Origin of the sequence: Reyranella sp. CPCC 100927 (assembly GCF_007859315.1) — a bacterium.
Classification (GTDB): Bacteria; Pseudomonadota; Alphaproteobacteria; order Reyranellales; family Reyranellaceae; genus Vineibacter.
Map to the genome: position 1 here is coordinate 36,855 of NZ_VOHA01000030.1, position 22,450 is coordinate 59,304.

General features: G+C 66.4%; 26 protein-coding genes and 2 riboswitches. Of the genes, 17 read left to right on the forward strand and 9 right to left on the reverse strand.

The annotated features are described in order from the left end of the window. Positions 1-22 precede the first annotated feature (22 nt). Entirely contained in the window at positions 23-538 is a 516-nt protein-coding gene (locus FQU96_RS43090) for a UGSC family (seleno)protein (protein ID WP_304623184.1), read from the reverse strand. Continuing rightward, positions 535-1,998: a thioredoxin family protein gene (locus tag FQU96_RS38040; RefSeq protein WP_178131051.1), complete on the reverse strand. Its 1,464-nt coding sequence runs from the start codon at positions 1,996-1,998 to the stop codon at positions 535-537. Before FQU96_RS38040 ends, FQU96_RS43090 begins: the two co-directional genes overlap by 4 nt. A gap of 230 nt (positions 1,999-2,228) precedes the next feature. Between FQU96_RS38040 and mddA the strand changes: the two genes are divergently transcribed. From mddA to FQU96_RS38095, 11 genes are all read left to right on the forward strand, one after another. Beyond that, positions 2,229-3,011 (forward strand): methanethiol S-methyltransferase, encoded by a 783-nt coding sequence (mddA, locus tag FQU96_RS38045; protein WP_146546643.1) that lies wholly within the window; start codon positions 2,229-2,231, stop codon positions 3,009-3,011. A 47-nt stretch (positions 3,012-3,058) separates the two neighbouring features. Further along, positions 3,059-3,502, forward strand: coding sequence for a hypothetical protein (locus FQU96_RS38050; RefSeq protein ID WP_146546644.1), 444 nt, complete (start codon positions 3,059-3,061; stop codon positions 3,500-3,502). 131 nt (positions 3,503-3,633) lie between these two features. Beyond that, positions 3,634-4,248 carry a TetR/AcrR family transcriptional regulator gene (locus tag FQU96_RS38055; RefSeq protein ID WP_146546645.1) on the forward strand — a complete coding sequence of 205 codons (615 nt, stop codon included), beginning with the start codon at positions 3,634-3,636 and terminating at the stop codon, positions 4,246-4,248. Positions 4,249-4,252: 4 nt separating this feature from the next. Further along, complete coding sequence (locus FQU96_RS38060) at positions 4,253-6,352, forward strand: alpha/beta hydrolase (RefSeq protein WP_146546646.1); 2,100 nt, start codon at positions 4,253-4,255, stop codon at positions 6,350-6,352. A gap of 241 nt (positions 6,353-6,593) precedes the next feature. Then, on the forward strand, positions 6,594-6,926 hold the full coding sequence (locus FQU96_RS38065; protein ID WP_146546647.1) for an AtpZ/AtpI family protein: 333 nt from the start codon (positions 6,594-6,596) through the stop codon (positions 6,924-6,926). A gap of 35 nt (positions 6,927-6,961) precedes the next feature. Continuing rightward, the gene (locus FQU96_RS38070; RefSeq protein WP_146546648.1) at positions 6,962-7,690 is read left to right on the forward strand and encodes a F0F1 ATP synthase subunit A; all 729 of its coding nucleotides are present in this window, start codon (positions 6,962-6,964) and stop codon (positions 7,688-7,690) included. An 80-nt stretch (positions 7,691-7,770) separates the two neighbouring features. Further along, on the forward strand, positions 7,771-7,995 hold the full coding sequence (locus tag FQU96_RS38075) for an ATP synthase subunit C family protein (RefSeq protein ID WP_146546649.1): 225 nt from the start codon (positions 7,771-7,773) through the stop codon (positions 7,993-7,995). A gap of 68 nt (positions 7,996-8,063) precedes the next feature. Further along, complete coding sequence (locus FQU96_RS38080) at positions 8,064-8,555, forward strand: F0F1 ATP synthase subunit B' (RefSeq protein WP_146546650.1); 492 nt, start codon at positions 8,064-8,066, stop codon at positions 8,553-8,555. Continuing rightward, a complete protein-coding gene (locus FQU96_RS38085) occupies positions 8,555-9,088 on the forward strand; it encodes a F0F1 ATP synthase subunit B (RefSeq protein ID WP_146546651.1) in 534 nt (177 codons plus the stop codon). The genes FQU96_RS38080 and FQU96_RS38085 overlap by 1 nt, the downstream gene beginning before the upstream one ends. A gap of 181 nt (positions 9,089-9,269) precedes the next feature. After that, positions 9,270-9,764, forward strand: a complete 495-nt coding sequence (locus FQU96_RS38090; protein WP_146546652.1) for a paraquat-inducible protein A — start codon at positions 9,270-9,272, stop codon at positions 9,762-9,764. Between the two features lie 72 nt (positions 9,765-9,836). Then, complete coding sequence (locus FQU96_RS38095) at positions 9,837-10,334, forward strand: hypothetical protein (RefSeq protein ID WP_146546653.1); 498 nt, start codon at positions 9,837-9,839, stop codon at positions 10,332-10,334. Between the two features lie 9 nt (positions 10,335-10,343). On the opposite strand, the gene FQU96_RS38100 is transcribed toward FQU96_RS38095, so the two are convergent. Continuing rightward, a complete protein-coding gene (locus FQU96_RS38100) occupies positions 10,344-10,904 on the reverse strand; it encodes a MarR family winged helix-turn-helix transcriptional regulator (RefSeq protein WP_146546654.1) in 561 nt (186 codons plus the stop codon). Positions 10,905-10,992: 88 nt separating this feature from the next. Here FQU96_RS38100 and FQU96_RS38105 point away from each other — a divergent pair, with 88 nt between their 5' ends. The 5 genes from FQU96_RS38105 (at position 10,993) to FQU96_RS38125 (ending at position 15,347) form a co-directional block, all read left to right on the forward strand. Beyond that, positions 10,993-11,721 (forward strand): hypothetical protein, encoded by a 729-nt coding sequence (locus tag FQU96_RS38105; protein ID WP_218575034.1) that lies wholly within the window; start codon positions 10,993-10,995, stop codon positions 11,719-11,721. A 28-nt stretch (positions 11,722-11,749) separates the two neighbouring features. Then, positions 11,750-12,223, forward strand: coding sequence for a redoxin domain-containing protein (locus tag FQU96_RS38110; RefSeq protein WP_146546655.1), 474 nt, complete (start codon positions 11,750-11,752; stop codon positions 12,221-12,223). A 369-nt stretch (positions 12,224-12,592) separates the two neighbouring features. Continuing rightward, positions 12,593-13,594: an NADP-dependent oxidoreductase gene (locus FQU96_RS38115; protein WP_146546656.1), complete on the forward strand. Its 1,002-nt coding sequence runs from the start codon at positions 12,593-12,595 to the stop codon at positions 13,592-13,594. A gap of 29 nt (positions 13,595-13,623) precedes the next feature. After that, a complete protein-coding gene (locus tag FQU96_RS38120) occupies positions 13,624-14,409 on the forward strand; it encodes an SDR family NAD(P)-dependent oxidoreductase (protein ID WP_146546657.1) in 786 nt (261 codons plus the stop codon). Positions 14,410-14,732: 323 nt separating this feature from the next. Next, positions 14,733-15,347, forward strand: a complete 615-nt coding sequence (locus FQU96_RS38125) for a hypothetical protein (RefSeq protein WP_146546658.1) — start codon at positions 14,733-14,735, stop codon at positions 15,345-15,347. Positions 15,348-15,590: 243 nt separating this feature from the next. Here FQU96_RS38125 and gcvPB read toward each other — a convergent pair whose 3' ends face one another. The 4 genes from gcvPB to gcvT all read right to left on the reverse strand — a co-directional run bounded on the left by gcvPB (position 15,591) and on the right by gcvT (position 20,357). Then, positions 15,591-17,135, reverse strand: coding sequence for an aminomethyl-transferring glycine dehydrogenase subunit GcvPB (gene gcvPB, locus FQU96_RS38130; RefSeq protein WP_218575038.1), 1,545 nt, complete (start codon positions 17,133-17,135; stop codon positions 15,591-15,593). A 47-nt stretch (positions 17,136-17,182) separates the two neighbouring features. Then, positions 17,183-18,529, reverse strand: a complete 1,347-nt coding sequence (gene gcvPA, locus FQU96_RS38135; protein ID WP_146546660.1) for an aminomethyl-transferring glycine dehydrogenase subunit GcvPA — start codon at positions 18,527-18,529, stop codon at positions 17,183-17,185. A 127-nt stretch (positions 18,530-18,656) separates the two neighbouring features. Continuing rightward, positions 18,657-19,034 (reverse strand): glycine cleavage system protein GcvH, encoded by a 378-nt coding sequence (gene gcvH, locus FQU96_RS38140; RefSeq protein ID WP_146546661.1) that lies wholly within the window; start codon positions 19,032-19,034, stop codon positions 18,657-18,659. A 195-nt stretch (positions 19,035-19,229) separates the two neighbouring features. After that, on the reverse strand, positions 19,230-20,357 hold the full coding sequence (gene gcvT, locus FQU96_RS38145) for a glycine cleavage system aminomethyltransferase GcvT (RefSeq protein ID WP_146546662.1): 1,128 nt from the start codon (positions 20,355-20,357) through the stop codon (positions 19,230-19,232). Positions 20,358-20,408: 51 nt separating this feature from the next. After that, a riboswitch (glycine riboswitch) is annotated at positions 20,409-20,514 on the reverse strand. Position 20,515: 1 nt separating this feature from the next. Beyond that, positions 20,516-20,611: riboswitch (glycine riboswitch) on the reverse strand. Positions 20,612-20,949: 338 nt separating this feature from the next. On the opposite strand from gcvT, the gene FQU96_RS38150 reads away from it, so the two are divergent. Continuing rightward, on the forward strand, positions 20,950-21,525 hold the full coding sequence (locus FQU96_RS38150) for a TetR/AcrR family transcriptional regulator (protein WP_146546663.1): 576 nt from the start codon (positions 20,950-20,952) through the stop codon (positions 21,523-21,525). A gap of 85 nt (positions 21,526-21,610) precedes the next feature. Here the strand turns inward: FQU96_RS38150 and FQU96_RS38155 are convergent, their stop codons facing one another. Next, positions 21,611-22,150, reverse strand: a complete 540-nt coding sequence (locus tag FQU96_RS38155; RefSeq protein WP_146546664.1) for a hypothetical protein — start codon at positions 22,148-22,150, stop codon at positions 21,611-21,613. Between the two features lie 45 nt (positions 22,151-22,195). After that, a complete protein-coding gene (locus FQU96_RS38160; RefSeq protein WP_146546665.1) occupies positions 22,196-22,435 on the reverse strand; it encodes a CDGSH iron-sulfur domain-containing protein in 240 nt (79 codons plus the stop codon). Positions 22,436-22,450: the final 15 nt, after the last annotated feature.

Sequence of the window (22,450 nt, forward strand, 5' to 3'; positions counted from 1 at the left end):
CCCGCTCGCACGGGGCGAGGCGTCAACGCTGAAGCAGGGCCACGATCTGTTCAACAGTGGCGTCGGCCAGCGCGTGCAGTTCAGCGGTGGTGCGGTTCTGGATCGGGTGCGGCAGGTAGATCAGCGCCGGATCGAGTCCCAGCGAGTCGCATTGCACCGCGGCCGCATCCGCGAACACTTCGGTCGTGACGTTGACGGCGGCGATGCCGCGTCCGTCGAGATCAGCGATGTCGTGCAGACTGCACGATATGCAGGAGCCTCAATCGGCCAGCGCGATGACCGCGACCTGCGCCTCGGTCGCGATCTGCTGCAGCAACGCCGTCGACGCCACGCGCGAGGGTGTCGGCTTGCGATAACGCTTCGACGCGATGCCGCGCTCGTCGAGCCGCGCCTGCAGGCGGTCGATGTATTCGCTGCCGCGCAGCTTGCCGATGTCGAGCAGCGCCACGGTGGCGCCTTCCAGCGATGCCGGCGGCGGCGTGCGCGGCCGGCGCTGGCTGCCGGTCTCGGCGGTGGGATCACGCATCGAGAAACTCATGGCTGGATCTCCCTGGTCACGGGTTGAGTCTGATCACGGATGCCGGTGCCGGGCCAGCCGGCGAGGATGCCGGAGAACAGCCCGGCCGGACCGCCGGCGCGCACGACCAGCAGGCCGCCGCGCCAGAACTTGGGCACCATCATATCGGCGAACTTCGCCGGCATGCCCTCGGCGATGCCCTGGGCACCGGCCACGAGATCCTTGCCCGGGCGGGTGGAGTCGGCGAGCAGGCTGTCCTCGATGCGGGCGCGATCCCAACCGGCGCTGCGGAAGATCGCATAGTGTTCGGGCGACAGCACCAGCATCGCCGCCGTCGCGCTGTAGAGCTTGGGGTGCATCACCGCCGACAGCGACAGCGCCAGCGAGCGCGACAGCTCCTCGGCCGTGCGCGAGCGCTGATCCATGCAGGCCTGCAGGCCATAGCCCTGGAACAAGGTCACCGCGTTCCTGCCCGGCGCAATGCCGCGCGCCACCGACAGCGGCTGCCAGTCCGGATCGGTCTCGTCCTCGGCGAAGCAGCAGCTGATCTTGCCCGGCGAGCCGATGGTGGAGCGGTCGATCTCGCCTGGCCGGCCGCCGCCGACATTGCGGATGACCAGCTGCAGCGCGCGGCCGATGGTGAGGTTGGCGCGATTGCCCTGCCCCAGCGCGTTGATGCCCCAGTTCATGCCGATGGCGCGCGTGATCGGCCCGTTGACCACGATCACCGGGCCCGAGAAGCAGGTGGTGCACAAGAGGCCGTGCATGGTGAAGACCGGATCGAGCGCGGCCTCCACCACCGCCAGCACCACCGGCATGTATTCCGGCTTGCAGCCCGCCATCACGGCATTGATCGCCACCTTCTCGACCGTGCATGGCGCCAGGTTGGGCGGGATCAGGCCGACGATCTCGTCGGGCTTGCGCGTCGTGCCGCCCAGCATGCGCAGGATGCGCGCGTCGGTCGGCGCCACCACCGGCAGGCCATCGGTCCAGCCGCGATCGAAGCAGGCCTCGGCCTCGTCGTCCCAGTCGCTCAGCGTGATCTTGCGCGCACCCAGGCCGGGATTGCCGAAACGGGCGACGAGGTGTTCGTAGACGCCGGGATCGCGGCTCTTCGATCCGCAGCCGGGCCGGAATCCGGGCAGGCCATCGCCCAGCGCCTGCAGGCCGGTGATCCGTTCCCATTCGCCGCGGTCCCAGCCCACCGTGCGCGCCACCTCGCGGCCGTCGCGCAACCGGATCAGGGTCGGCACGGTCTCGACATCGAGGCGGAACGACTGCTCCAGGGACGTGTCGTCGACCACGTCGAGGTCGGCCGGGAAAGCCGGATCGTCCTGCGAGTAGACGACCAGCCTGTGATCGGCGCGCGCCAGGGTGCGCAACACCGGCGCGACGAGTTGGCAGGTCGGGCAGTCCTCCTTGGCGAAGACGACGAAGCCGTCTTGCGGCAGGACGTTCGAGGAAGGCGACAGCGCAGCCATGACGGCATTCTCCGCAGGATCGCCGTGAGCTTAGCCCGGTGCAGGGTCCGGTCAAACCCGGGCAATCGCATAGGGGCGTTGTGGCGTCGGGTCTGTCGTCCCGCCGCGCTGGCATAACGCCACCTCCCTTCGCGAGCGTTTCCACCGATCCGCTTGACTCGGTCGGCCGACCGAATTATTTTATGTATATCGGTCGGTCGACCGAACAAATCTAAAGGGAGGCATCCGCCATGGCCGGCTTCGCTTCGGTGCTCTACGGCGTCGTGGTCTATCTGATCTTCTTCGGGACCTTCCTCTACGCGATCGCTTTCGTCGGCAACCTGCCGGTGCCCAAGACGGTCGACAGCGGCACGCCGGGCCCGCTCGGCCTGGCGATCGTCGTCGACGTCCTGCTGCTGGGTCTCTTCGCGATTCAACACAGCGTCATGGCGCGGCCGGGGTTCAAGCGCTGGTGGACGCAGATCGTGCCACACCCGGTCGAGCGGACGACCTATGTGCTGCTGGCCAGCCTGGCGTTGCTGCTGCTGTACTGGCAGTGGCGGCCGCTGCCGCAGCCGGTGTGGTCGGTCACGCATCCCGCCGGCGTCGCGGTGCTGCAGGCGATCTTCTGGATCGGCTGGGGGCTGGTGTTGCTCAGCACGTTCCTGATCAACCACTTCGAGCTGTTCGGCCTGCGCCAGGTCTATGCCCGGCTGCGCCGCCGGTCGCTGCCGCCACCCACGTTCAAGACGCCTTTCCTCTACAAGCGGGTGCGCCATCCGATCTATCTCGGCTTCCTGCTCGCCTTCTGGGCGACGCCGTCCATGACGATGGGCCACCTGCTCTTCGCGGTCGCGACGACCGGCTACATCCTGATCGGGATCTACCTGGAGGAACGCGACCTGATCGCGCTGTTCGGCGACCAATACCGGCGTTATCGCGAACAGGTGGGGATGCTCATCCCGCTCCCCGGCCGCAAGGCCGCCGGCGACACCGGCACGGATCCGGTGCCCACCGGCGCCAAGCACCCGTAGCCATCAACCGGCAAAGGTTTGCGATCGGAAATCCGAGGAGGCTGCAAATGGCACTCAGCATCTCGTCATGGGCCGAATGGATGACAAGCAACAAACCGGTAAGCCGCACCGTGCCGGTCATTGCCCTCGGCAGCGGCGATTCCACCGAGAGTTCCAAGAGCTGGATCATGCTGTCCGAACAGACCACGACCCAGCTTGACGTTGAAACCTTCATGAAGGGCGTGAATCACTCAAAGAAGATCAGCTTGTTCATGCGCAGTGATGCGGCGCTCCTGGCCTTTCCAGTAGCCAGGAAGGTCCATTTCTTGCAATTGACCATCAAGGCCGACAGCCTGCTGCTGTCAGAGCAGTCCAGCCACGATTTGACGGTCTGGAAGAACGCGCCGTGGACCGTCAAAGGACCGAGAATTCAAGGTAACAATGTGTCGGTTGCATCATTTGGTGTCGGCAGTATCGTCGTTTTCACATTCAAAGGTACATTCAAATCCTGATTCATTTTTTCCAGGATCTTGCCCGGTGTCGACGCTCTGCCCACCGGCACGGATCCGGCACCAGGCACCCGTAGCCATCCGCCGGCAATCCTGCGACCCTTCCCCGCAACGGGCGATGATGACGAGGTAAAATGACCCGCGCAGTGGCGAAGAAGCCGGAAACCAGCGTAACGCTGCTCGAAGCCGCCAAGGTCGTGCTGCGCCGCACCGGCTACGCCGGGCTCTCGACACGCGATGTCGCGGCGGAGGCCGGCGTGCCGCTGAGCCAGATCCATTATCACTTCGGCTCCAAGCAAGGGATGATGCTGGCGCTCTTCGAATACCTCAATGCCCAGCTGCTCGATCGCCAGAGCGCGATGTTCACCGACACGACGCTGACATTCTCCCAACAGCTCGACCGGGCGTGCGACTACCTCGATGACGACATCGCGTCGGGCTATGTCCGCGTCCTGCAGGAACTGATCGCGGCGAGCTGGGCCGATCCGACGATCGCCAAGGTCGTGCGCGCCGCCATTCGGGGGTGGGTCGATCTGATCATCGCCGCGGCGCGCCGGGCCGAACGGGCGCATGGCAGCCTGGGCCCGTTCACGCCGGAGGAAGTCGCGGCGCTGATCTCCAATGCGTTCATTGGCGCCGAGAGCCTGCAGCTGCTCGGCCTCGAGAGCAAGAGCGTGCCGCTGCGCCGCGCGCTGCGGCGTATCGGCGATCTCTTGCGCCAGGCGGAAGACGCCGCGTCGAGCGGGTAAAACCATGCGCGCCAAGCTCCCGAGCAAGGATGGCTTCATCGAACGCGACGGCGTGAAGCTCTACTGGGAGACCTACGGCGAGGGCCCGGAAACCATCGTCTTCCCGCCGCCCTGGAGCATCGTTCATTCGCGCGTCTACAAGGCGCAGCTGCCCTACTTCAGCGAACGCTTCCGCTGCATCACCTATGACGGGCGCGGCAACGGCAAGTCGGATCGGCCCGATGATGTAGCCGCCTACTCGCTCGACAACTATTTCGCCGATGCGCTGGCCGTCATGGATGCAACCGACGCCGGCGAAGCGATACTCGTCGGCCTGTCCTTCGGCGGCATGCTCGCCATGATGATGGCGGCCTATCATCCCGAGCGGGTGAAGGCCGCGGTTCTGGTCGGGACGTCCGCCAGCATCGGACCGGCCTACCCCTACGCGGCCCCGCAACATTTTCTTGCGCAACGCGAGCGGTTCGAGAGCTGGGACAAGTACAATCGTGCGTACTGGATGACCGACTATCCGGACTTCGCCGATCACTTCGTGCGCAACATCTTCAGCGAACCGCATTCGACCAAGCAGATCGAGGATGGCCTCGCCTGGGCTGCCGACACATCAGGCGCCGTGCTGGCCAAGACCGTGGACGCGCGGGCCATTGCGCCAAGCCACGATGTCAGCGAGGCGATGTACCGCAAGATCCGCTGTCCCCTGTTGATCATCCACGGCGCCGATGACCGCATCCAGCCGCACGCGCGGGCACAGGCCGTCGCCGCGGCAACCGGCGCCGAGCTGGTGACGATCGCAGGCGGCGGCCACAACCCGGCGGGCCGCTTTCCGGCGAAATGCAATGCGCTGATCGCCGACTTCCTGGATCGCACGCTCGGCAAGACAGTGCCGAAACGGGCGGCGCGCCGGTCGGGCAGGAAGGTGCTCTATCTGTCCTCCCCCATCGGCCTGGGTCACGGACGGCGCGACCTTGCCATTGCGCGCGCCTTGCGCCAGCTGCAGCCCGATCTCGAGGTCGACTGGCTGGCGCAGGATCCCGTCACGCGCCTGCTCGCGGGCAATGGCGAACGCATCCATCCGCTCAGCCGACGCCTGGCCAGCGAGTCGCGCCACTTCGAGCTGGAGTCGGGCGAGCACGATCTGCATTGCTTCCAGGCGCTGCGGCGCATGGACGAGGTGCTGATCGCCAATTTCATGACCTTCCAGGACGCGGTCGAGGCCACGCGCTACGACCTGGTGATCGCCGACGAAGCCTGGGACGTCGATCACTATTGGCATGAACATCCGGAACTGAAACGCGCGCCGCTCGCCTGGTTCACCGACTTCGTCGGCTACCTGCCGATGCCGTCAGGCGGCAACCCCGAGGCGGCGCTCACCACCGACTACAACGCCGAGATGATCGAGCATATCGAACGCCATCCCGGCGTGCGCGATCGCGCCATCTTCGTCGGCGATCCGGACGATATCATCCCACAGTCGTTCGGCCGCGACCTGCCGGCGATGCGCGACTGGGTGCCCCAGCATTTCGACTTCGCAGGCTACATCCTGGGCGCGCACCCCCGGACCTTTGGCAGCCGCGCGGACCTGCGGCGCGCGCTGGGCTATCGCCCCGACGAACGCGTATGCATCGTGACGGTCGGCGGGTCGGGCGTCGGCGTGCCGCTGATCAAGCGCATCCTGCAGAGCTGGCCGATCGTCAAAAGGCAAATGCCCGAGATGCGCATGGTCCTGGTCGCGGGCCCGCGCATCGACCCGCGCGCGCTCGCCGCACCGGCCGATGTCGACGTGCGCGCATTCGTGCCCGATCTCGATCGCCACCTCGCCGCCTGCGATCTGGCAGTCGTCCAAGGCGGCCTGACGACCTGCATGGAGCTGACGGCGGCACAGACGCCGTTTCTCTATTTCCCGCTGGGCCATCATTTCGAGCAGCAATTCCATGTCGCCCATCGCCTCGACCGCCACCAGGCCGGACGGCGCATGGATTTTGCGACGGCCACGCCCGACATCATCGCCGACGCCATGATCGCAGCGCTGCGCGCACCGGTGACGTTCCGGGCCGTCGACGCCGATGGCGCCATCCGCGCCGCCCGCATGCTCGCCGGTCTTCTGTGACGTTGGGACCGCCGTCACGGCGATTGCGGCCCGTCTGACCTCGCAGAGCGAGGCGACGGTCGGAGGAATGGCACTGCCAATTGCCCGATCCTGCGGCATTTTCAACGCCTTAACCCTGCCGCAATGAAGCTTGACACCCCCCAGGCCTTTCCCTAGGTTCCGCGCGGCTTTGCATGGGCTCGGTGCAATCGTACCTGGTCGGTGTGAAGCTTGGCGTTTGCTGTTCGGAAGCCTCCTGAACATGGCCGATGAGCGCAAGCCGACGTCGCTTGAGGATCTCGACGCGCGGGTCACCGCAGCGCGGGCCGCCAACAAGCAACAGTCCGGCGATGGCAAAACGGTCCCGGGCGGCAAGCCGCCCATGACCGGCTTCGGCTTGGCCATGCGTATGGGGACCGAGCTGGTGGCGGCTGTCGCGGTCGGCGTCGGGATCGGTTATGTGCTGGACCTCTGGCTCGGCACCAAGCCGTGGCTGATGGTGGTGTTCTTCTTCCTGGGCAGCGCCGCCGGCATGTTGAACGTCTATCGCGCCACGGCCTACCTGGGTCGGCGCGACGGCAGCGACGGCACCTGAAGGCGGCCGCACGGCCGAGCAAGTTGGGGGATGGCGTGGCGAGTCCTATCGAGCAGTTCAAGATCGAACGGTTGATCCCGATCAAGCTCGGCAACGTCGACATTTCCTATACCAATTCCGCACTGTGGATGACGATCGCGGTCGTGGTCGTGACCCTGTTCCTGGTGCTGGGCACGCGTCAGCGGGCGCTGGTGCCGGGCCGATGGCAGTCCATGGCGGAAATGTCCTACGAGTTTGTCGCCAACCTGCTGCAAGAGCAGGCCGGCAACGCCGGGCGGGTGTTCTTCCCGTTCATCTTCACGCTGTTCATGTTCATCCTGGCCGGTAACCTGCTGGGCCTGATCCCTTACAGCTTCACCTTCACCAGCCACATCGTCGTCACCTTCGGCATGGCGATCGTGGTGTTCATCGGCGTGACGGTGATCGGCTTCATCAAGCATGGCTTCCACTTCCTGTCGTTCTTCGTCCCCAAGGGCGTGCCGGCAGCGATGCTGATCCTGATCATCCCGATCGAGATCCTCTCGTACCTGACCCGGCCGGTCAGCCTGGCGATCCGTCTGTTCGCCAACATGATGGCCGGCCACACCATGCTGAAGGTGTTCTCGGGCTTCGTGGTGGCGCTGGGCGTGCTGGGCGGCTGGCTGCCGCTGGCCGTCAACGTGGCGCTGACCGGCTTCGAGGTGCTGGTCGCCTTCCTGCAGGCCTACGTGTTCGCCATCTTGACCTGCATCTACCTCAACGATGCACTCCACATGGACCACTGATCACGCGTGTACCGCGCGACGCCAGGGTGGTCGGCCTCGCGCATAAACGGATAACTGGAAAACGGAAAGGACAAGCAATCATGGATCTCGCCAGTGCAAAGATGATCGGTGCCGGTCTTGCGGTGATCGCCCTCGCGGGCGTCGGCGCCGGCATCGGCAACATCTTCTCGTCCCTGGTCGGCACCATCGGCCGCAACCCGGCCGCCCGCGGCCAGGTGTTCGGCATCGGCATGCTGGGCTTCGCGCTCACCGAGTCGGTGGCGCTGTTCGCGCTGCTGATCTCGTTCCTGATCCTGTTCACCTGATCACGCTCGCCGCAAGCCGCCGACGGTCGTAGGACCGGCGGTGGCGCACGGCTTCGCGGGAACGGCCCATGCCGCAACTCGATCCAGCCTTTTTCGGCACACAGCTCTTCTGGCTGGTGGTCAGCTTCGTCGTCCTCTACGTCATCATGTGGCGGCTGGCGATGCCTCAGGTCGCCGGCGTCCTGAAGCAGCGCGAGGACAAGATCCAGGGCGACCTGGAGACGGCGCAGAAGCTGAAGGAAGAGACCAAGTCAGTGATCGCCGCCTATGAAAAGGCGCTGGCCGACGCGCGCGGCCAGGCCCAGACCCTGGCGCGGCAGACCGCCGACGCGGCCGGTGCCGAATCGGCACGCCGCCAGCAGGAAGTCAGCGATCGCATCAATGCCCAGCTGGTTGCCGCCGAGCGTCGTATTGCCGAGGCGCGCGCCGCGGCCATGGCCGGTGTCAAGACCATGGCCGCCGAGGTAGCACAGTCGGCGTTCACCAAGCTGACCGGCGCCCAGGCCGATCAGGGCAAACTCACCGCCGCGGTCGACTCGGCGCTGAAGGGAGGTGCCTGATGTTCGGTACCGCCTACGCCGCCGACCCTGCGGGCGGCCACAAGGAGCCGCTGCTGCAGTCGCCCGAGTTCTGGGTTGCTGTCGCCTTTGTCATCTTCGTCGCACTGATGGTCTGGAAGGTCCGCAAGACCTTGACCGACATGCTGGATGCACGCGCCGATCGCATCCGCAAGCAGATCGACGAGGCCGAGACGCTGCGCCGCGAGGCCCAGGACCTGCTGGCCGACTACCAGCGCAAGCAGTCCGAGGCCTACAAGGAAGCCGAGGGCATCATCGCCCAGTCCAAGGCCGAGGCCGAGCGCATGAAGGTCAAGGCCGAGGCCGAGCTCGAGGCCGCGATCAAGCTGCGCGAGCGTCAGGCGCTGGACCGCATCGCCAATGCCGAGGCTCAGGCCGCCACCGACGTGCGCAACGCCGCCGTCGCCGCCGCCATCAGCGCCACGCGCCAGCTGATGCAGGAGCGCCTGGCTGCCGGCCAGGGCGGCGAGCTGATCGACCAGGCCATCGCCGAGCTGCCCAAGCGCTTGCACTGAGCGCCGCGACCAACGCATCGTTCAAGCCCCGTGCGGCCACCGCACGGGGCTTTTTCTTGGGTTCAGACCGTCATCCCGAGCGTAGCGAGGGATCTCCTGCGAAAAGACGTGCGCCACTTTCAGGAGATCCCTCGCTACGCTCGGGATGACAGATCTTGTCGCACGTCCGTAATGTCATGCCATGAACTCGCTGGCCGACCGCTTTCCTCGCCGCACCATCGTGCTGGCCGTCGTCTGGGTGATTGCCATCGGCCTGCTGGTGGCCGGCCTGGTGCTGCCGGCGGTGCGCGTGACGCGCCTGCGGCTGGTCGACGAAACGCTGTCGGTGCTGTCGGGCATCGGCGACCTGTGGCAGGGCGGATCATGGCCGCTGGCCATCGTGCTCGCGCTGTTCTCGGTGGCGTTCCCGATCGCCAAGCTGGTCCTGGCGGCGTGGCTGTGGTTCGCACCGCATGGCCGGCACCAGGCGTTGCACGCGCTCGCCGGCGGCGCCGGCAAATGGTCGATGCTCGACGTGCTGGTCGTCGCGGTCGTGGTCGCCTCGCTGCAGGGCGGCTTCCTGGTGCGCCTGCGGCCGGAGATCGGCATCTACCTGTTCGGCGCGTCGACCTTGATCACCAACCTGATCACCTGGCTGATCGAGCGCTACCGGCGCGAGGCCGACGAGGCACGCTGAAGACCGGTTGCCCGCTCCGTGGCGTCATGTTCTTGTACGCCGGCAACGTGACGCCTGATGGGGGCATGGGCCATGGTTGTATCCAGTTGCTATGGGATCACGCCGGGAAGCACGAACTGGGGACAACCGCAGCAAGGTTCAGCGAACGGCGACCGGGAGCATGCCGAACGCGAGGCCTACGCCCACTACACCGGCCACCGCGGCGATCGGAATTTCCGCGGGCTGAGCGTCTTCCTCTTCGTCCAGGATGCCTATCCCTGTCGCGAATGCGATACCTTTTTCCGCGCCCAGTCGGCGACAAAGTCGTTCGTTTTCCGGATCACCCGCAACACAGCCGGATACGGTCCGCCCACACCCTTGCTCGAACGCCGCCCCAGGCCGGCCATGGGCAACGATCCAGCGGCATACCATGCCGCCATGCAGGCCTTCAAAAACGCCGCGCCGTTCGTCCAGGTCGCCAATCTCGGCGCCGTCCAGACGCCGGCTGTCCTCTACTACCATCGCGGTTCGGCCTATCTGAACGTCACGCCCGACGGCTTTCCGGCGCATCCCGACATTTCTCGATTCTGAGGCGCGCCGTCACGCCGCGGGTTCGTGCTCGCGGCAGAGGCGCAGCGTGTGGTCCGGCTCGAGGGGATCGTGCGTCAGGCCGCAGGTGAACGCGCCGTCCTTGCGCTGCAGGAAACGGCAGCTTCGGCACTGGCCGAACGTGCGCCGCCCGTTGGCGCCCTGCAGCGCAGACAGCAAGGTTGCGAGAGCGGTTTCCACCCCTTCCTGATCGCCGGCGACCGCCGCCGTCGCGGTGCGCCATGCCGGCGGCGGTGATAGCGCCTCCAGTAGCGTCTGCGCTTTGGCCGTCGGCACCAGGTGCACTACACGCGCATCATCGCGGTCGGGCCGGCGGCGCAGCAAGCCCGCCTTCTCCAGCGCGATCAGGCGCTGCGAGACATTGCCCTTGGTGAGGCCGAGGAACTCGGCCACGGCGATCGGCGTGTCGCTGTAGCGATTGGCGCGCGCGAGATACGCCAGCGCCTGCAGGTGCACCGGCTCAAGGCCATGAGGCGCACCCAGCCGGCGCAGTTCGCTGCGCAGCAGCGCGCCGATGCGCTCAACCAGATCGAAGAGCCTGTCGCCGCTCATGGTCTATTGGTATCGCCAATAAACCATCTTGACAAGATCGGGATCGCCATATTGTATCGCCGCGATACTATTTAGGCGGAGGGGAGAGATGATGAGAGGCATTGCGCTGTTTGCCGTCGCCGCCAGCGTCGCCTGGCCGGCGCTGGCGCACGATCCCATCAAGGCCAACCCCAGCGCCAAGGTGGCGCCGGGCTTCGATCTGGTGCGCACGGAAGTCCGGGTCGAGGGCGACACCTTGGTGTTCACGCACGCGACATCCGGCACGCCGGGCGCGCTGATCCCCGACCGCAACGGCAAGCTCGCGGGCGCGCCGGTGTACACCTACGTCTGGCCGACCTCGCTCGACAGCGCCGCTGCCGGTTTCGAGACCGCACAGGGCATCCTGGCGCTGGCCGCCGCCATCCACCCTGACTTCGACGACACGCCGCTGGAGGACGAGAACGGCGATGGCGACCCGAAGAACGATGGCGCCAAATGGCACAGCCATTGGGTTGTACTGGTGAAGGATGCCGCCTGCGGCCCCGCCGGCCTCAAGGTCAAGGACATCCCGCCGGGCGCCAAGCCGAAACTGCCCAAGACCTGGCCCGGCCTGCCGCTGCTGATCGACAGCCCGGGTTACCGTCCCGGCTTCGGCACCGACAAGGTCGAGATCCGCGTACCGCTGAAGGACATCGGCGCGCCCAGGGACTTCAAGTATGACGGCGTCACCGCCGGCCTGCGCGTCAATGCCAACGTGCACGACCCGCTGTTGTGCGTGGAGAACGTCTTCAAGGTAACATCAGGCGATCTCAGCCTGCCGGGCCGCGTCGCGCGCTGAGCGCGCGGACGTGGAAGGAGATGCCATCGTGCCAACGACCAGCAAGCCGGCGCCCGAGTGGCGCATCAGCGAATGGATCAACAGCGAGACGCCGCTGACGCTCGAAGCGCTGCGCGGCAAGGTGGTCGTTGCTTTCGCCTTCCAGATGCTGTGTCCGGGCTGCGTGCAGGAATCGATCCCGCAGGCCAAGCGCGTACACGAAATCTTCGACGGCAACAGGGTCGCCACCATCGGACTGCACACGGTCTTCGAGCATCATGACGCGATGCGTCCGGTGTCGCTCAAGGCCTTCATCCACGAGAACCGCATTCAATTTCCGGTCGGCGTCGATGCGTACGAGGGCGATGATCCGTTGCCGGCCACGATGCGCGCGTACAACATGCAGGGCACGCCGACGCTGCTGCTGATCGACCGCGCCGGCCGATTGCGGCGCCAGGCGTTCGGTCATGTCGCCGACCTGGCGCTGGGCGCCGAGATCATGGCGCTGCTCGTCGAACGCTAGTCCCGGCTATCGCCCGAATGGGATCGCGCTGTCATCCCGAGCGCAGCGAGGGATCTTTTGATGCAGGCGCACCCGTGCGTCTCTTGCAGAAGATCCCTCGCTACGCTCGGGAGGACAGCAGTATCAGTGACCCGCGATTCCAGGTGCTAGCTAGAACGAGTTCCCTGGGAGCGCGGGCGTCTCGCCCGCATCACCACGGCGAAAGCAAAATTTCGCCTGATAAGACATGAGCGGGCGAGACGCCCGCGCTCCCAGGATTGAATGTCGGCTCATTGCACCTTTTACGACGCGTTCGCGTGACGTAGCCTTCGTGCCGCCGGCAGCGTGGCCCGTTGCGGGATGAACGACCGATGCGAGGGGGACATCGCCATGAACGACACCGTCAATCGCCAGATCCTGCTTGTCGAAAAGCCGACCGGCAAGCTTGGTCCCGAGCATTTTCGTCTGACCAACGGCGCGATCCCCGAGCCGAAGGACGGCGAGGCGCTGGTGCGCACGCGCTACATCTCGCTCGACGCAGCCAACCGCGCCTGGATGCACGGCGCCACCTACCGTGCCGCGGTCGAAGCCAACACCGTGATGGCCGGCGGCAGCATCGCCGAGGTGGTGTCGTCGAAAGACCCCAGCCTGAAGCAGGGCGACATCGTGTTCGGCGACACCGGCTGGCAGGACTACGCCGCGGTGCCCGCAAAGCATCTGTCGAAGATGCCGAAGCTGGAACCGATGACGCATCTGCTGAGCGTCTACGGCGTTGCGGGCCTGACCGCCTATTTCGGCTTGCTCCATGTCGGCAACCCCCGGCAAGGCGAGACCGTGGTGGTGTCGGCCGCCGCCGGGTCCGTCGGCTCGATCGTGGGCCAGATCGCGAAGATCAAGGGCTGCCGCGTCGTCGGCATCGCCGGCGGCAAGGATAAATGCCACTGGCTGACCAGTGCGCTCGGCTTCGACGCCGCGGTCGACTACAAGGACGGCGCCACCTACAAGGCGCTGCGCGCAGCGGCGCCCAAGGGCATCGACGTCTATTTCGACAATGTCGGCGGCGACATTCTGGAAGCCTGCCTCTCGCAAATGAACAACCGCGGCCGCATCGCCTGCTGCGGCGCGATCTCGCAGTATGACGGGATCCCCTCCGCGCACGGACCGCGCGGCGTGCCCGGCCTGATCGTGGTGAAACGCCTGACCATGCAAGGTTTCATCGTGATGGACTACATGGACCAGCGCGATGCCGCGCTCGCGGACCTGCAGTCCTGGGTCGCCTCCGGCAAGCTGAAGGTGGAGGAGGACATCATCAACGGACTTGAGAACACGCCGCAGGCGCTGATCGGGTTGCTCGCCGGCGAAAATCGCGGCAAGCGCATGGTCAGCGTGTAGCGCGCTGCCCCGCCACCAGGGAGAGAGACATGGGCCGCCTCGAGGGCAAATCCGTCATTATCACCGGCGCGGGAAGCGGTATCGGCCGCGCCGCCGCGTTGCTGTTCACCAAGGAAGGCGCGAAACTGATCGCGGTCGATCGCACCGACGGTGTGAATGAAACAGCGAAGCTCGTGCGCGACGCCGGCGGCACGGTCCAAACCGTCACCGCTGATGCGGGCGCCGAGGCGGACGTGAAAGCCTTCATCGACAAGGCGCTGTCGACGTACGGCAAGCTCGATGCAATATGGGCCAATGCCGGTGTCAGCGGCGGTCTGGTGCCGCTTGCTGATCAGACCGTGGAGCACTGGCAGGACGTGCTGCGCGTCAATCTGATCGGCCCGTTCCTGGCCATCAAGCATTCGATTCCGCACATGACCAGGCAGGGCTCTGGCTCGATCATCTGCACCGCGTCCGTCGCCGGCCTGAAGGCCGGTGCCAGTGGTCACCCCTACGGCGCCAGCAAGGCCGGCGTCATCAGCCTGGTGCAGACCACCGCCTACTCGCTCTCCGGCACCGGCGTGCGCGTCAACGCGGTCTGCCCGGGCCTGATCGAAACCGGCATGACGAAGCCCGTGTTCGACCGGGCCAAGGAGCGCGGCACCGCCGACAAGATTGGTCAGCTCAATCCGCTGAAGCGCGCCGGCCAGCCGCACGAGCTGGCGGCGATGGGATTGTTCCTGGCGAGCGATGAAGCGTCCTACGTCAACGGCCAGGCGATCCCGGTCGACGGCGGCCTTACCGCCTCGATGCCGTATACGGGCAGGCCCATCTGACCGTGACTTGCGCGCCCGCGGCCTGACCAACCGGTAACCACGCTATCGCGGCAGGCTCTGATGCCGCGCTTGAAGCCGTTGGAGTCGCACGGCTTGCGGGCGGCGTAGTACCGGGAATCACTCGTCGCTGACACAGCCCGTCATCCCGAGCAGAGCGAGGGATCTTCTGCAAGTGACGCACGGGTGCGTCTGCATCGAAAGATCCCTCGCTACGCTCGGGATGACAGGTCTCGAGATCACGGCGTTACTTGTCGAAAGCTGATCGCTCACTTGACTCTTATCATATGAATGATATGATTACTCACTCATGAATGGAGTGAACCATGATCTCCATCAAGGCGCCCCACATGGGCCTGAACGATGCACGGGCTCCGGTTCGCGTACAGATGTGGAATACCTGGGAGGTTTCCGCATCCGACACCAAGCGTCACATCCTTGATTGGACCGCCTGTGTGGCGCGCGGTGCGCCAGGCGGCAAGCTCAAGGAAATCGTGATCTCCTGCCACGGCGCGCCGGCCTACCTGCAGCTCGGCGAGGGCTTCGGCGCCGCCGACGCCGGCCTGTTCAGTGCCTGGCGCGGGCTGGTGGACAAGATCTGGATCCGCGCTTGCCTGGTTGGCCGCATCGTCGGCCCCGAAACGGCGCGCCAGGGTGACGGCGCCTTCATCACGGCGCTGGGCATGACGGGCAACGGCGACACCTTCATCCGCGGCATGGCCGCTGCGGCGCAGGCCTATGTCGTGGTCGGCACCGAGCTGCAGTCGTCCGGGCGGTATACCCGCACGGCGCCCTGCCCCTACGGCCAGCTCGACCAGTATGAAGGCCTCGTGCTGAGCTATCCTTCCGATGGCGGTCCGCCCAACTGGTCGCAACGCTACCCGTCGGTCTACAACGCCAATCCGACCACGCTCACCGCTTCTCATCCAAACAGCGAGTGAGATCGCTCCGATTGCGGCGCGGCCTCCGGTCGCGCCGCAGCACTTCACGTTTTGATGGACACGAAGAAGCCTGACGTTTGCGTCGACAGCACCTGCGGCGGACGCGGGGCTTCGCGGTCTTGGCGCGGATCGCGTAGTGCCACCAGAATCGCCTCTTGTCGTGACGCTGCGGAAGCCCCTCATCCGGCCGCCGCTGTGCGGCGTCCACCTTCTCCCCGCCTTCGCGGGGAGAAGGGATTTTTCCTACTCCGCGGCCTGCTTCAGCGGGCCGTCGTCGGGGCCGCGGTTGGTGGGGCGCCAGCGCAGCACCGGCTTGCGGGCAGCGAGCGTCTCGTCCAGGCGGCGGCGCGGGGCGAAGCGCGGGGCGGCCTTGAAGTCGTCGGCGGCGGTGCCCGACTTCGCCTTGCGCGCCAGATGCAGCATGGCGTCGCAGAACTCGTCCAGCGACCGCTTGCTCTGGGTCTCGGTCGGCTCGATCAGCATGGCGCCATGCACGACCAGCGGGAAGTACATGGTCATCGGGTGGTAGCCCTCGTCGATCATCGCCTTGGCGAAATCCAGCGTACTGACGCCGGTATCCTTCAGGAAATTATCGTCGAACAGGCATTCGTGCATGCACGGCCCGTCGTACGCGGGCGTCAGCGCGACTTGCAGGCGCGCCATGACGTAATTGGCGTTCAGGACGGCATCCTCGGCGACCTGGCGCAGGCCATCGGCGCCATGGCTCAGCATGTAGGCCAGCGCCCGCACGAACATGCCCATCTGGCCGTGGAACGCCTTCAGCCGGCCCAGTGGCTCGCCGTCGATCGCACCGCCCTCCTCGATCAGGCGCCAGCCGTTGGCATCGTGCACCACCCATGGGCGCGGCGCGTAGGGCGCCAGCCGCGCCGACAGCACCACAGGACCCGAGCCCGGCCCGCCGCCGCCATGCGGTGTCGAGAAGGTCTTGTGCAGGTTGATGTGCATGCAATCGACGCCGAGATCGCCCGGCCGCACGCGGCCGACGATGGCGTTGTAGTTGGCGCCGTCGCAATAGAAGTAGGCGCCGGCCGCCGACACCGCGTCGCCGACCTCGCGGATGTCGCGCTCGAAAAGGCCGCAGGTGTTGGGGTTGGTCAACATGATCGCCGCCACGTCCGGCCCCAGCGCCGCCTTGAGCGCCGCGACATCGACGCGGCCATCCGCGGTGGCCGCGATCGGCTTCACGGTGAAACCCAGCGCCGCCGCGGTCGCGGGGTTGGTGCCGTGCGCCGACTCCGGCACCAGCACGGTCTTGCGGTGGCCTTCGCCGCGCGCCCGCAGGGCCGCGGCGATCGCCATCATGCCGCACATCTCACCATGCGCGCCGGCCGCCGGCGACATCGCCACCGCCGGCATGCCGGTGAGCGTGGTGAGCCAGCCGGCGAGTTCGCCGATCAGCTCGATGGCGCCCGGCACGGTCGATTGCGGCTGCAGCGGATGGACGTCGCCGAAACCGGGCAGCCGCGCCATGCGCTCGTTGAGTCGCGGGTTGTGCTTCATGGTGCACGAACCCAGCGGATAGAGGCCGCTGTCGATGGCGTAGTTCTTCTGACTGAGCCGGGTGTAGTGCTGCACCACCTGCGGCTCGGCAAGGCCGGGCAGTCCGATGGCGCCACGCCGACGCAGGCCGCCGAGGCGATCCTTCACCTTGGGCGGCTCGGGCAGGTCGACGCCGCTGCGATCGGCGTGCGCATATTCGAAGATCAGCCGTTCCTCGAGCTGCAGGCCGCGGTTGCCGGTCGAGGTTTCGACAGCGGCGGCGGACATCGCAATGGTGCCGCTGCGGCCCTGCGAGAGATCGGTCGACTGAACCATCACAGCACCTCGGCAAGGCCAGTGGCGAGCGCCTCGATATCGGCATCCGTCACGGTTTCGGTCACGGCGACCAGCAGCAGGTCGGCACTGAGCGGCGCATCGGGGATCAGCCGCGATACCGGCACGCCGCCGAGGATGCGCCTGGCGGCCAATGCTTCGATCACCGGTGCCGCCGGCTTGGGCAGCATCACCGTGAACTCGTTGAAGAACGTCTCGTTCAGCACCTTCACACCCGGCACCTTGGCCAGCCGCTCGGCGGCGCGCACGGCGGTGGCATGATTGATCTCGGCCAGCCGCGTGAAGCCACGCTCGCCCAGCAACGTCAGGTGGATGGTGAAGGCGAGCGCACACAGCCCGGAGTTGGTGCAGATGTTCGACGTCGCCTTCTCGCGCCTGATGTGCTGTTCGCGCGTGCTCAAGGTCAGCACGAAGCCACGCTTGCCGTCGGCGTCGACCGTCTCGCCCACCAGGCGGCCGGGCATCTGGCGCAGCAGCTTCTCGCGGGTGGCGAAGAGCCCGACATAGGGGCCGCCGAAGTTCAGGCCGACGCCCAGCGACTGGCCTTCGCACACCACAATGTCGGCGCCCATATCGCCCGGCGGCGTCAGCAGGCCGAGCGACACGACCTCGGTCACCACCACCACCAGCAGCGCGCCGGCGGCGTGACAGGCCTCGGCCAATGGCGTGAGGTCGCGCACGTGGCCGAACACGCTGGGGTTCTGCACCACGACGCAGGAAACTTCCTTGTCGACCAGGGCGCTGAGATCCTCGATGCCGTCGGCGTCGACGGGCGCGCCGACGGTGCGGAAGCCCTGCCAGTGCGCCGTGGTCTCGATCACCGAGCGATAGTGGGGATGCAGGCCGCCCGACAGCACCGCCTTGTTGCGGCGCGTGACGCGGTTGGCCATCAGCACGGCTTCGGAGGCGCCCGTACTGCCGTCGTACATCGAGGCGTTGGCGACCTCCATGCCGGTCAGCATGGTGATCTGGGTCTGGAACTCGAACAGATACTGCAGCGTGCCCTGGGTGATCTCGGGCTGGTAGGGCGTGTATGACGTCAGGAACTCGCCACGCTGGATCAGATGATCGACGCTGGCCGGCACATGATGCTTGTAGGCGCCGGCGCCGACGAAGAACGGCACGTCGGATGCCGCGATATTCCGGGCGGCCATGCGACCCAGCCGGCGCTCGACCTCCAGCTCGCCCATGTGGCTGGAAAGGCCGGCGATCGGGCCGGGCAGGCGCACCGATGGCGGCACATCACGGAAGAGATCGTCGATCGACCGCGCGCCGATGGTCGCCAGCATCTCGCGGCGATCGGTGTCGGTGAGGGGGAGGTATCGCATCCAGGGACTCCGTCGATCTCTCTGCTTATCCGTCATCCCGAGCGTAGCGAGGGATCTTCTCGAGGGACGCACCGTGCGTCATGCCAACAAGATTCCTCGCTTCGCTCGGAATGACAGCCTGTTTGAACTACGCCAGGCTCTTGACGAAGGCGTCGTACTTGGCCTGGTCCATCAGACCGTCGAGTTCCGACGGATCGGCGAGCTTGATCTTGAAGAACCAACCCTTGCCGGTCGGCTCCAGGTTCACGTCGCCCGGCGCATCGGCGAGCGCGGCGTTGGCCTCGACGATCTCGCCCGAGGCCGGCGCATAGATGTCGCTGGCGGCCTTCACCGACTCGACGACGGCCACCGCTTCGCCCTTGGCGACGGTGCGGCCGACGTCCGGCACCTCGACGAACACGACGTCGCCGAGCTGCTCCTGGGCGTAGTCGGTAATGCCGACCGTGCCGACGCCGTTCTCGACGCTGACCCACTCGTGCTCGTCGGTGTATTTCACTGTCGCCATGGTGTCCTCTGGAAGGAAAAACAACTCCTCTCCCGCGAGCGGGAGAGGAAGGGGCCCATTGCGCGCAGCGCAATGGGAAGGTGAGGGGCTAAGGACAAGACGCATCGTGTGAGGCCCCTCACCCGACGGGCGCTCCGCGCCCGTCGACCTCTCCCGCATGCGGGAGAGGTGAAGACAGCGTCGCAAACCATCACCTCAACCCCGCCAGTACGTGTGCTTCACGAAGGGCATGGCGACGATCTCGGCCGGCGCCGGCTTGCCGCGCACCAGCAAGGCGAGCTTCGTGCCCGCTGCGGCGTGCGCGCGCTCGACGTAGCCCATCGCCAACGGACCGTTGAGCGACGGGCCGAAGCCGCCGCTGGTCACCTTGCCCACAACGGCACCGGAAGCATCGACGATCTCGGTGCCTTCGCGCGCGATGGTGCGACCCTCCGGCCGCAAGCCGACGCGCCGTCGCGGCGGTCCCGAGGCGATCTGGCGGATGATGATCTCATCGCCCGGAAAGCCACCCTTGGCGCGACGCTCCTTGCCGATGCTCCACGTCAGTCCGGCCTCGACCGGCGTCGTGGTGGTGTCGATGTCATGACCATAGAGGCAAAGCCCGGCCTCGAGCCGCAACGAGTCGCGCGCGCCCAGGCCGATGGGCTTCACCCTGTCGTCCTTGAGCAGCAGCCTGGCGATGCGCTCGGCGGCATCGCCCGGTGTCGAGATTTCGTAACCGTCGCACCCCGTGTAGCCCGAGCGCGTGACATAGCACTCGGCACCGTCGATCACGACGAAGCTGCCGGTCATGAACGTCATGGCGCGCACCTGCGGCGCATGCCTGCCCAGCACGTCGACCGCCTCGGGCCCCTGCAGCGCCAGCAGCCCGCGCGCAAACATCGGCTCGATCTCGACGTCGTCCGACAGGTGCTGGCGGACATGCGCCAGGTCGGCGTCCTTGCAGGCGGCATTGAAGACCATCAGCAGGTGATCGCCGGTACTGGTCACCATGAAGTCGTCGAGGATACCGCCCTGCCCGTTGGTGAGCTGGGTGTAGCGCATCTGGCCGGGCTTCAGGCCAGCGATGTCGCCCGGCACCAGCCGCTCGATGGCAGCCGCGGCGCTCTTGCCGGGCTTGGCCGTGAGCCGGACCTGCCCCATGTGCGAGACGTCGAACAGGCCCACCGCGCGGCGCGTGTGCAGGTGCTCGTTCAGGATCCCCATCGGGAACTGCACCGGCATCTCATAGCCGGCGAACGGCACGATCTTGCCGCCGAGTTCAACATGCAGCGCATAAAGCGGCGTGCGTTTCAGGGAGTCGGACGCGGTCGTTTCGGCCACCAGCCACCTCGACACGATGGGACGCACCGGCGGTCATCCGCCGGCCACGCCCCCTCTGTCCGGTGACCTGAAAGATTGGTCGGCCGCGCGAACGCGCCCAACTTACCTCGTCGGTGGATCGCGCCGGCCCCGCCGGTCACGACCGCTTTCCAGAGTGCCATCCCCCCGCGGTCCGGTGGCCTGAGAGTTTCCGGGGCGGTTGCTCCTTCGGCGGCCTGCCGCCGAAGCGACAGGCTCTCTCCCACGGGGATCATCTGACCGGCCGACCATAAACCGCGGCCCCATTGCAGCGCAACGGCAGGCCGCTGCCGGCGTGGTCGATTTGTCGTGGACAACCAATTCTGCGGCTGCAAATTCGTCCCGGCTGCCCGCGTCCGGGCGGCCGTCAGGCACCGCGCCGGCGGCTTCGTTAGCCTGCGAACGACTACACGTTCAGAGCCGAACCCAGGACGGCGCCTCAAATGGTCACAGGCCGGGTCGGCGCAACGTTGCGGCAATATTGTTCGACATCCGACAAAAGCGCCGGGATTCCCGAGGGTTGGCCTAAAATCGGGTCTTCCCTAAGCGGCTGCTCACCATTAATAATCCCGCCATGGGTAAGGCGGATGACACCAAGAAGCGAGTCGAGCGCGCAGCCTTGACGCTCTTCATGGCGCGAGGCGTCGCGGAAACGACGACACGCGAGATCGCAATGGCCGCGTCGGTCGCTGAGGGTACCATCTACCGGTACTTTCCGAGCAAGGACGCGCTCGCTTTGGAGCTCTTCACACGCCATCACGTGGCGCTGGCGGAAGCGCTCCTCGAGGCCATCCGACCGCACAAGAAACTGCGCCAGAAGGCGGAAGCCATTGTGCGCTGTTACTGCGACTGGGCCGACCGCGACTGGACGACCTTCGCCTACCATCTGCTGACCCAGCACCACTTCCTGGCGAGCCTGTCGGAAGATCTACCCAATCCGGTCGATGTGGTGCGCGACGTCATCGCGCAAGCGATCTCCGCCGGCGAGATCCCCAAGCGCGATATCGATGCGCTGACCGCCTCGGTGGTCGGTGTCGTACTGCAGGCGGCGACCTTCAAGGTCTATGGCCGCATCACCGGTTCGCTCACCGACCATGCGCCGACATTCGTCGAGGCTGTTTGGGCGGTGCTGAATGCCAAGCCCGGCTGAACGATAACCGTCAATCCCCAATGCAAGCGAGGGCTCCCGTGACGGGGAGCCCTCGCTGCATTTGGGAGCAACGCGGCGACAGCGACTACTGGCGGCCGCCGCGGCGATTGAACTCGAGTTCCTCGGCCGTCGGCAGCAGTCCGACGGCGACCGTGAAGGCACCGCCCTGCTGACCCTCGCGCAGCGGAACATTCAGCGTCAGCTGCTCCGATGAGCCCTGCCGGTTGCGATTACCCGAGAACCGATAGTCGGCGGAAAAATTGCGGCCCTGCACGATGGTGCCAGCGGGATCCATCAGGCGCACGAAATAACCGACATTGGCGGTGCGGTCGGTCAAGGCCGGGCCTTCGTTGACGACGATATCCAGCGTGAGCTCGACATAGACGCTGCCGCGTCGCGGGTCGCAGGCGATGTCGACCTTGCTCAGCTCGGCCTGGAACATCACATCGGTGCGATCGCGTCCACCGCTGGGCCGAAAGCGTGTCAGCGTGGCGGCATCCTGAACGCGCATGGCCTGCGGGCAGGCCTGGCGCAGATCCGACACTTCCTGGGTCGACGGGCCGCAAGCTGCCAGGCCGGCGGCGAGCGCCCCCGGCGCCAGCAGGGTAAGCAAACGCACTTTCATCGATCGTCCTTTCTGGCGGCCAGGCCCGGCCGGAATGGCAGCGTTCTATACGGTCTTGTGCGTGCCGTCACACATCGGACTCTTGCCGCTGTGCTTGCAGGCACAGAACCAGACGTCGCCCGACGTGGTCGGCGTGTATTTCACGGGCGTGAACTCAGAGCCCTTGTGACTGCCGTCACAGAAAGGTTGCTTGGTACTCTTGCCACAGGCACACCACCAATAGTCCTTGCCGGCCTCGACGGCCGTCTTGATGGGTGCCTTGGCCGCGACAACAGGGCTGGCCATGGTTGCTTCCTCGCG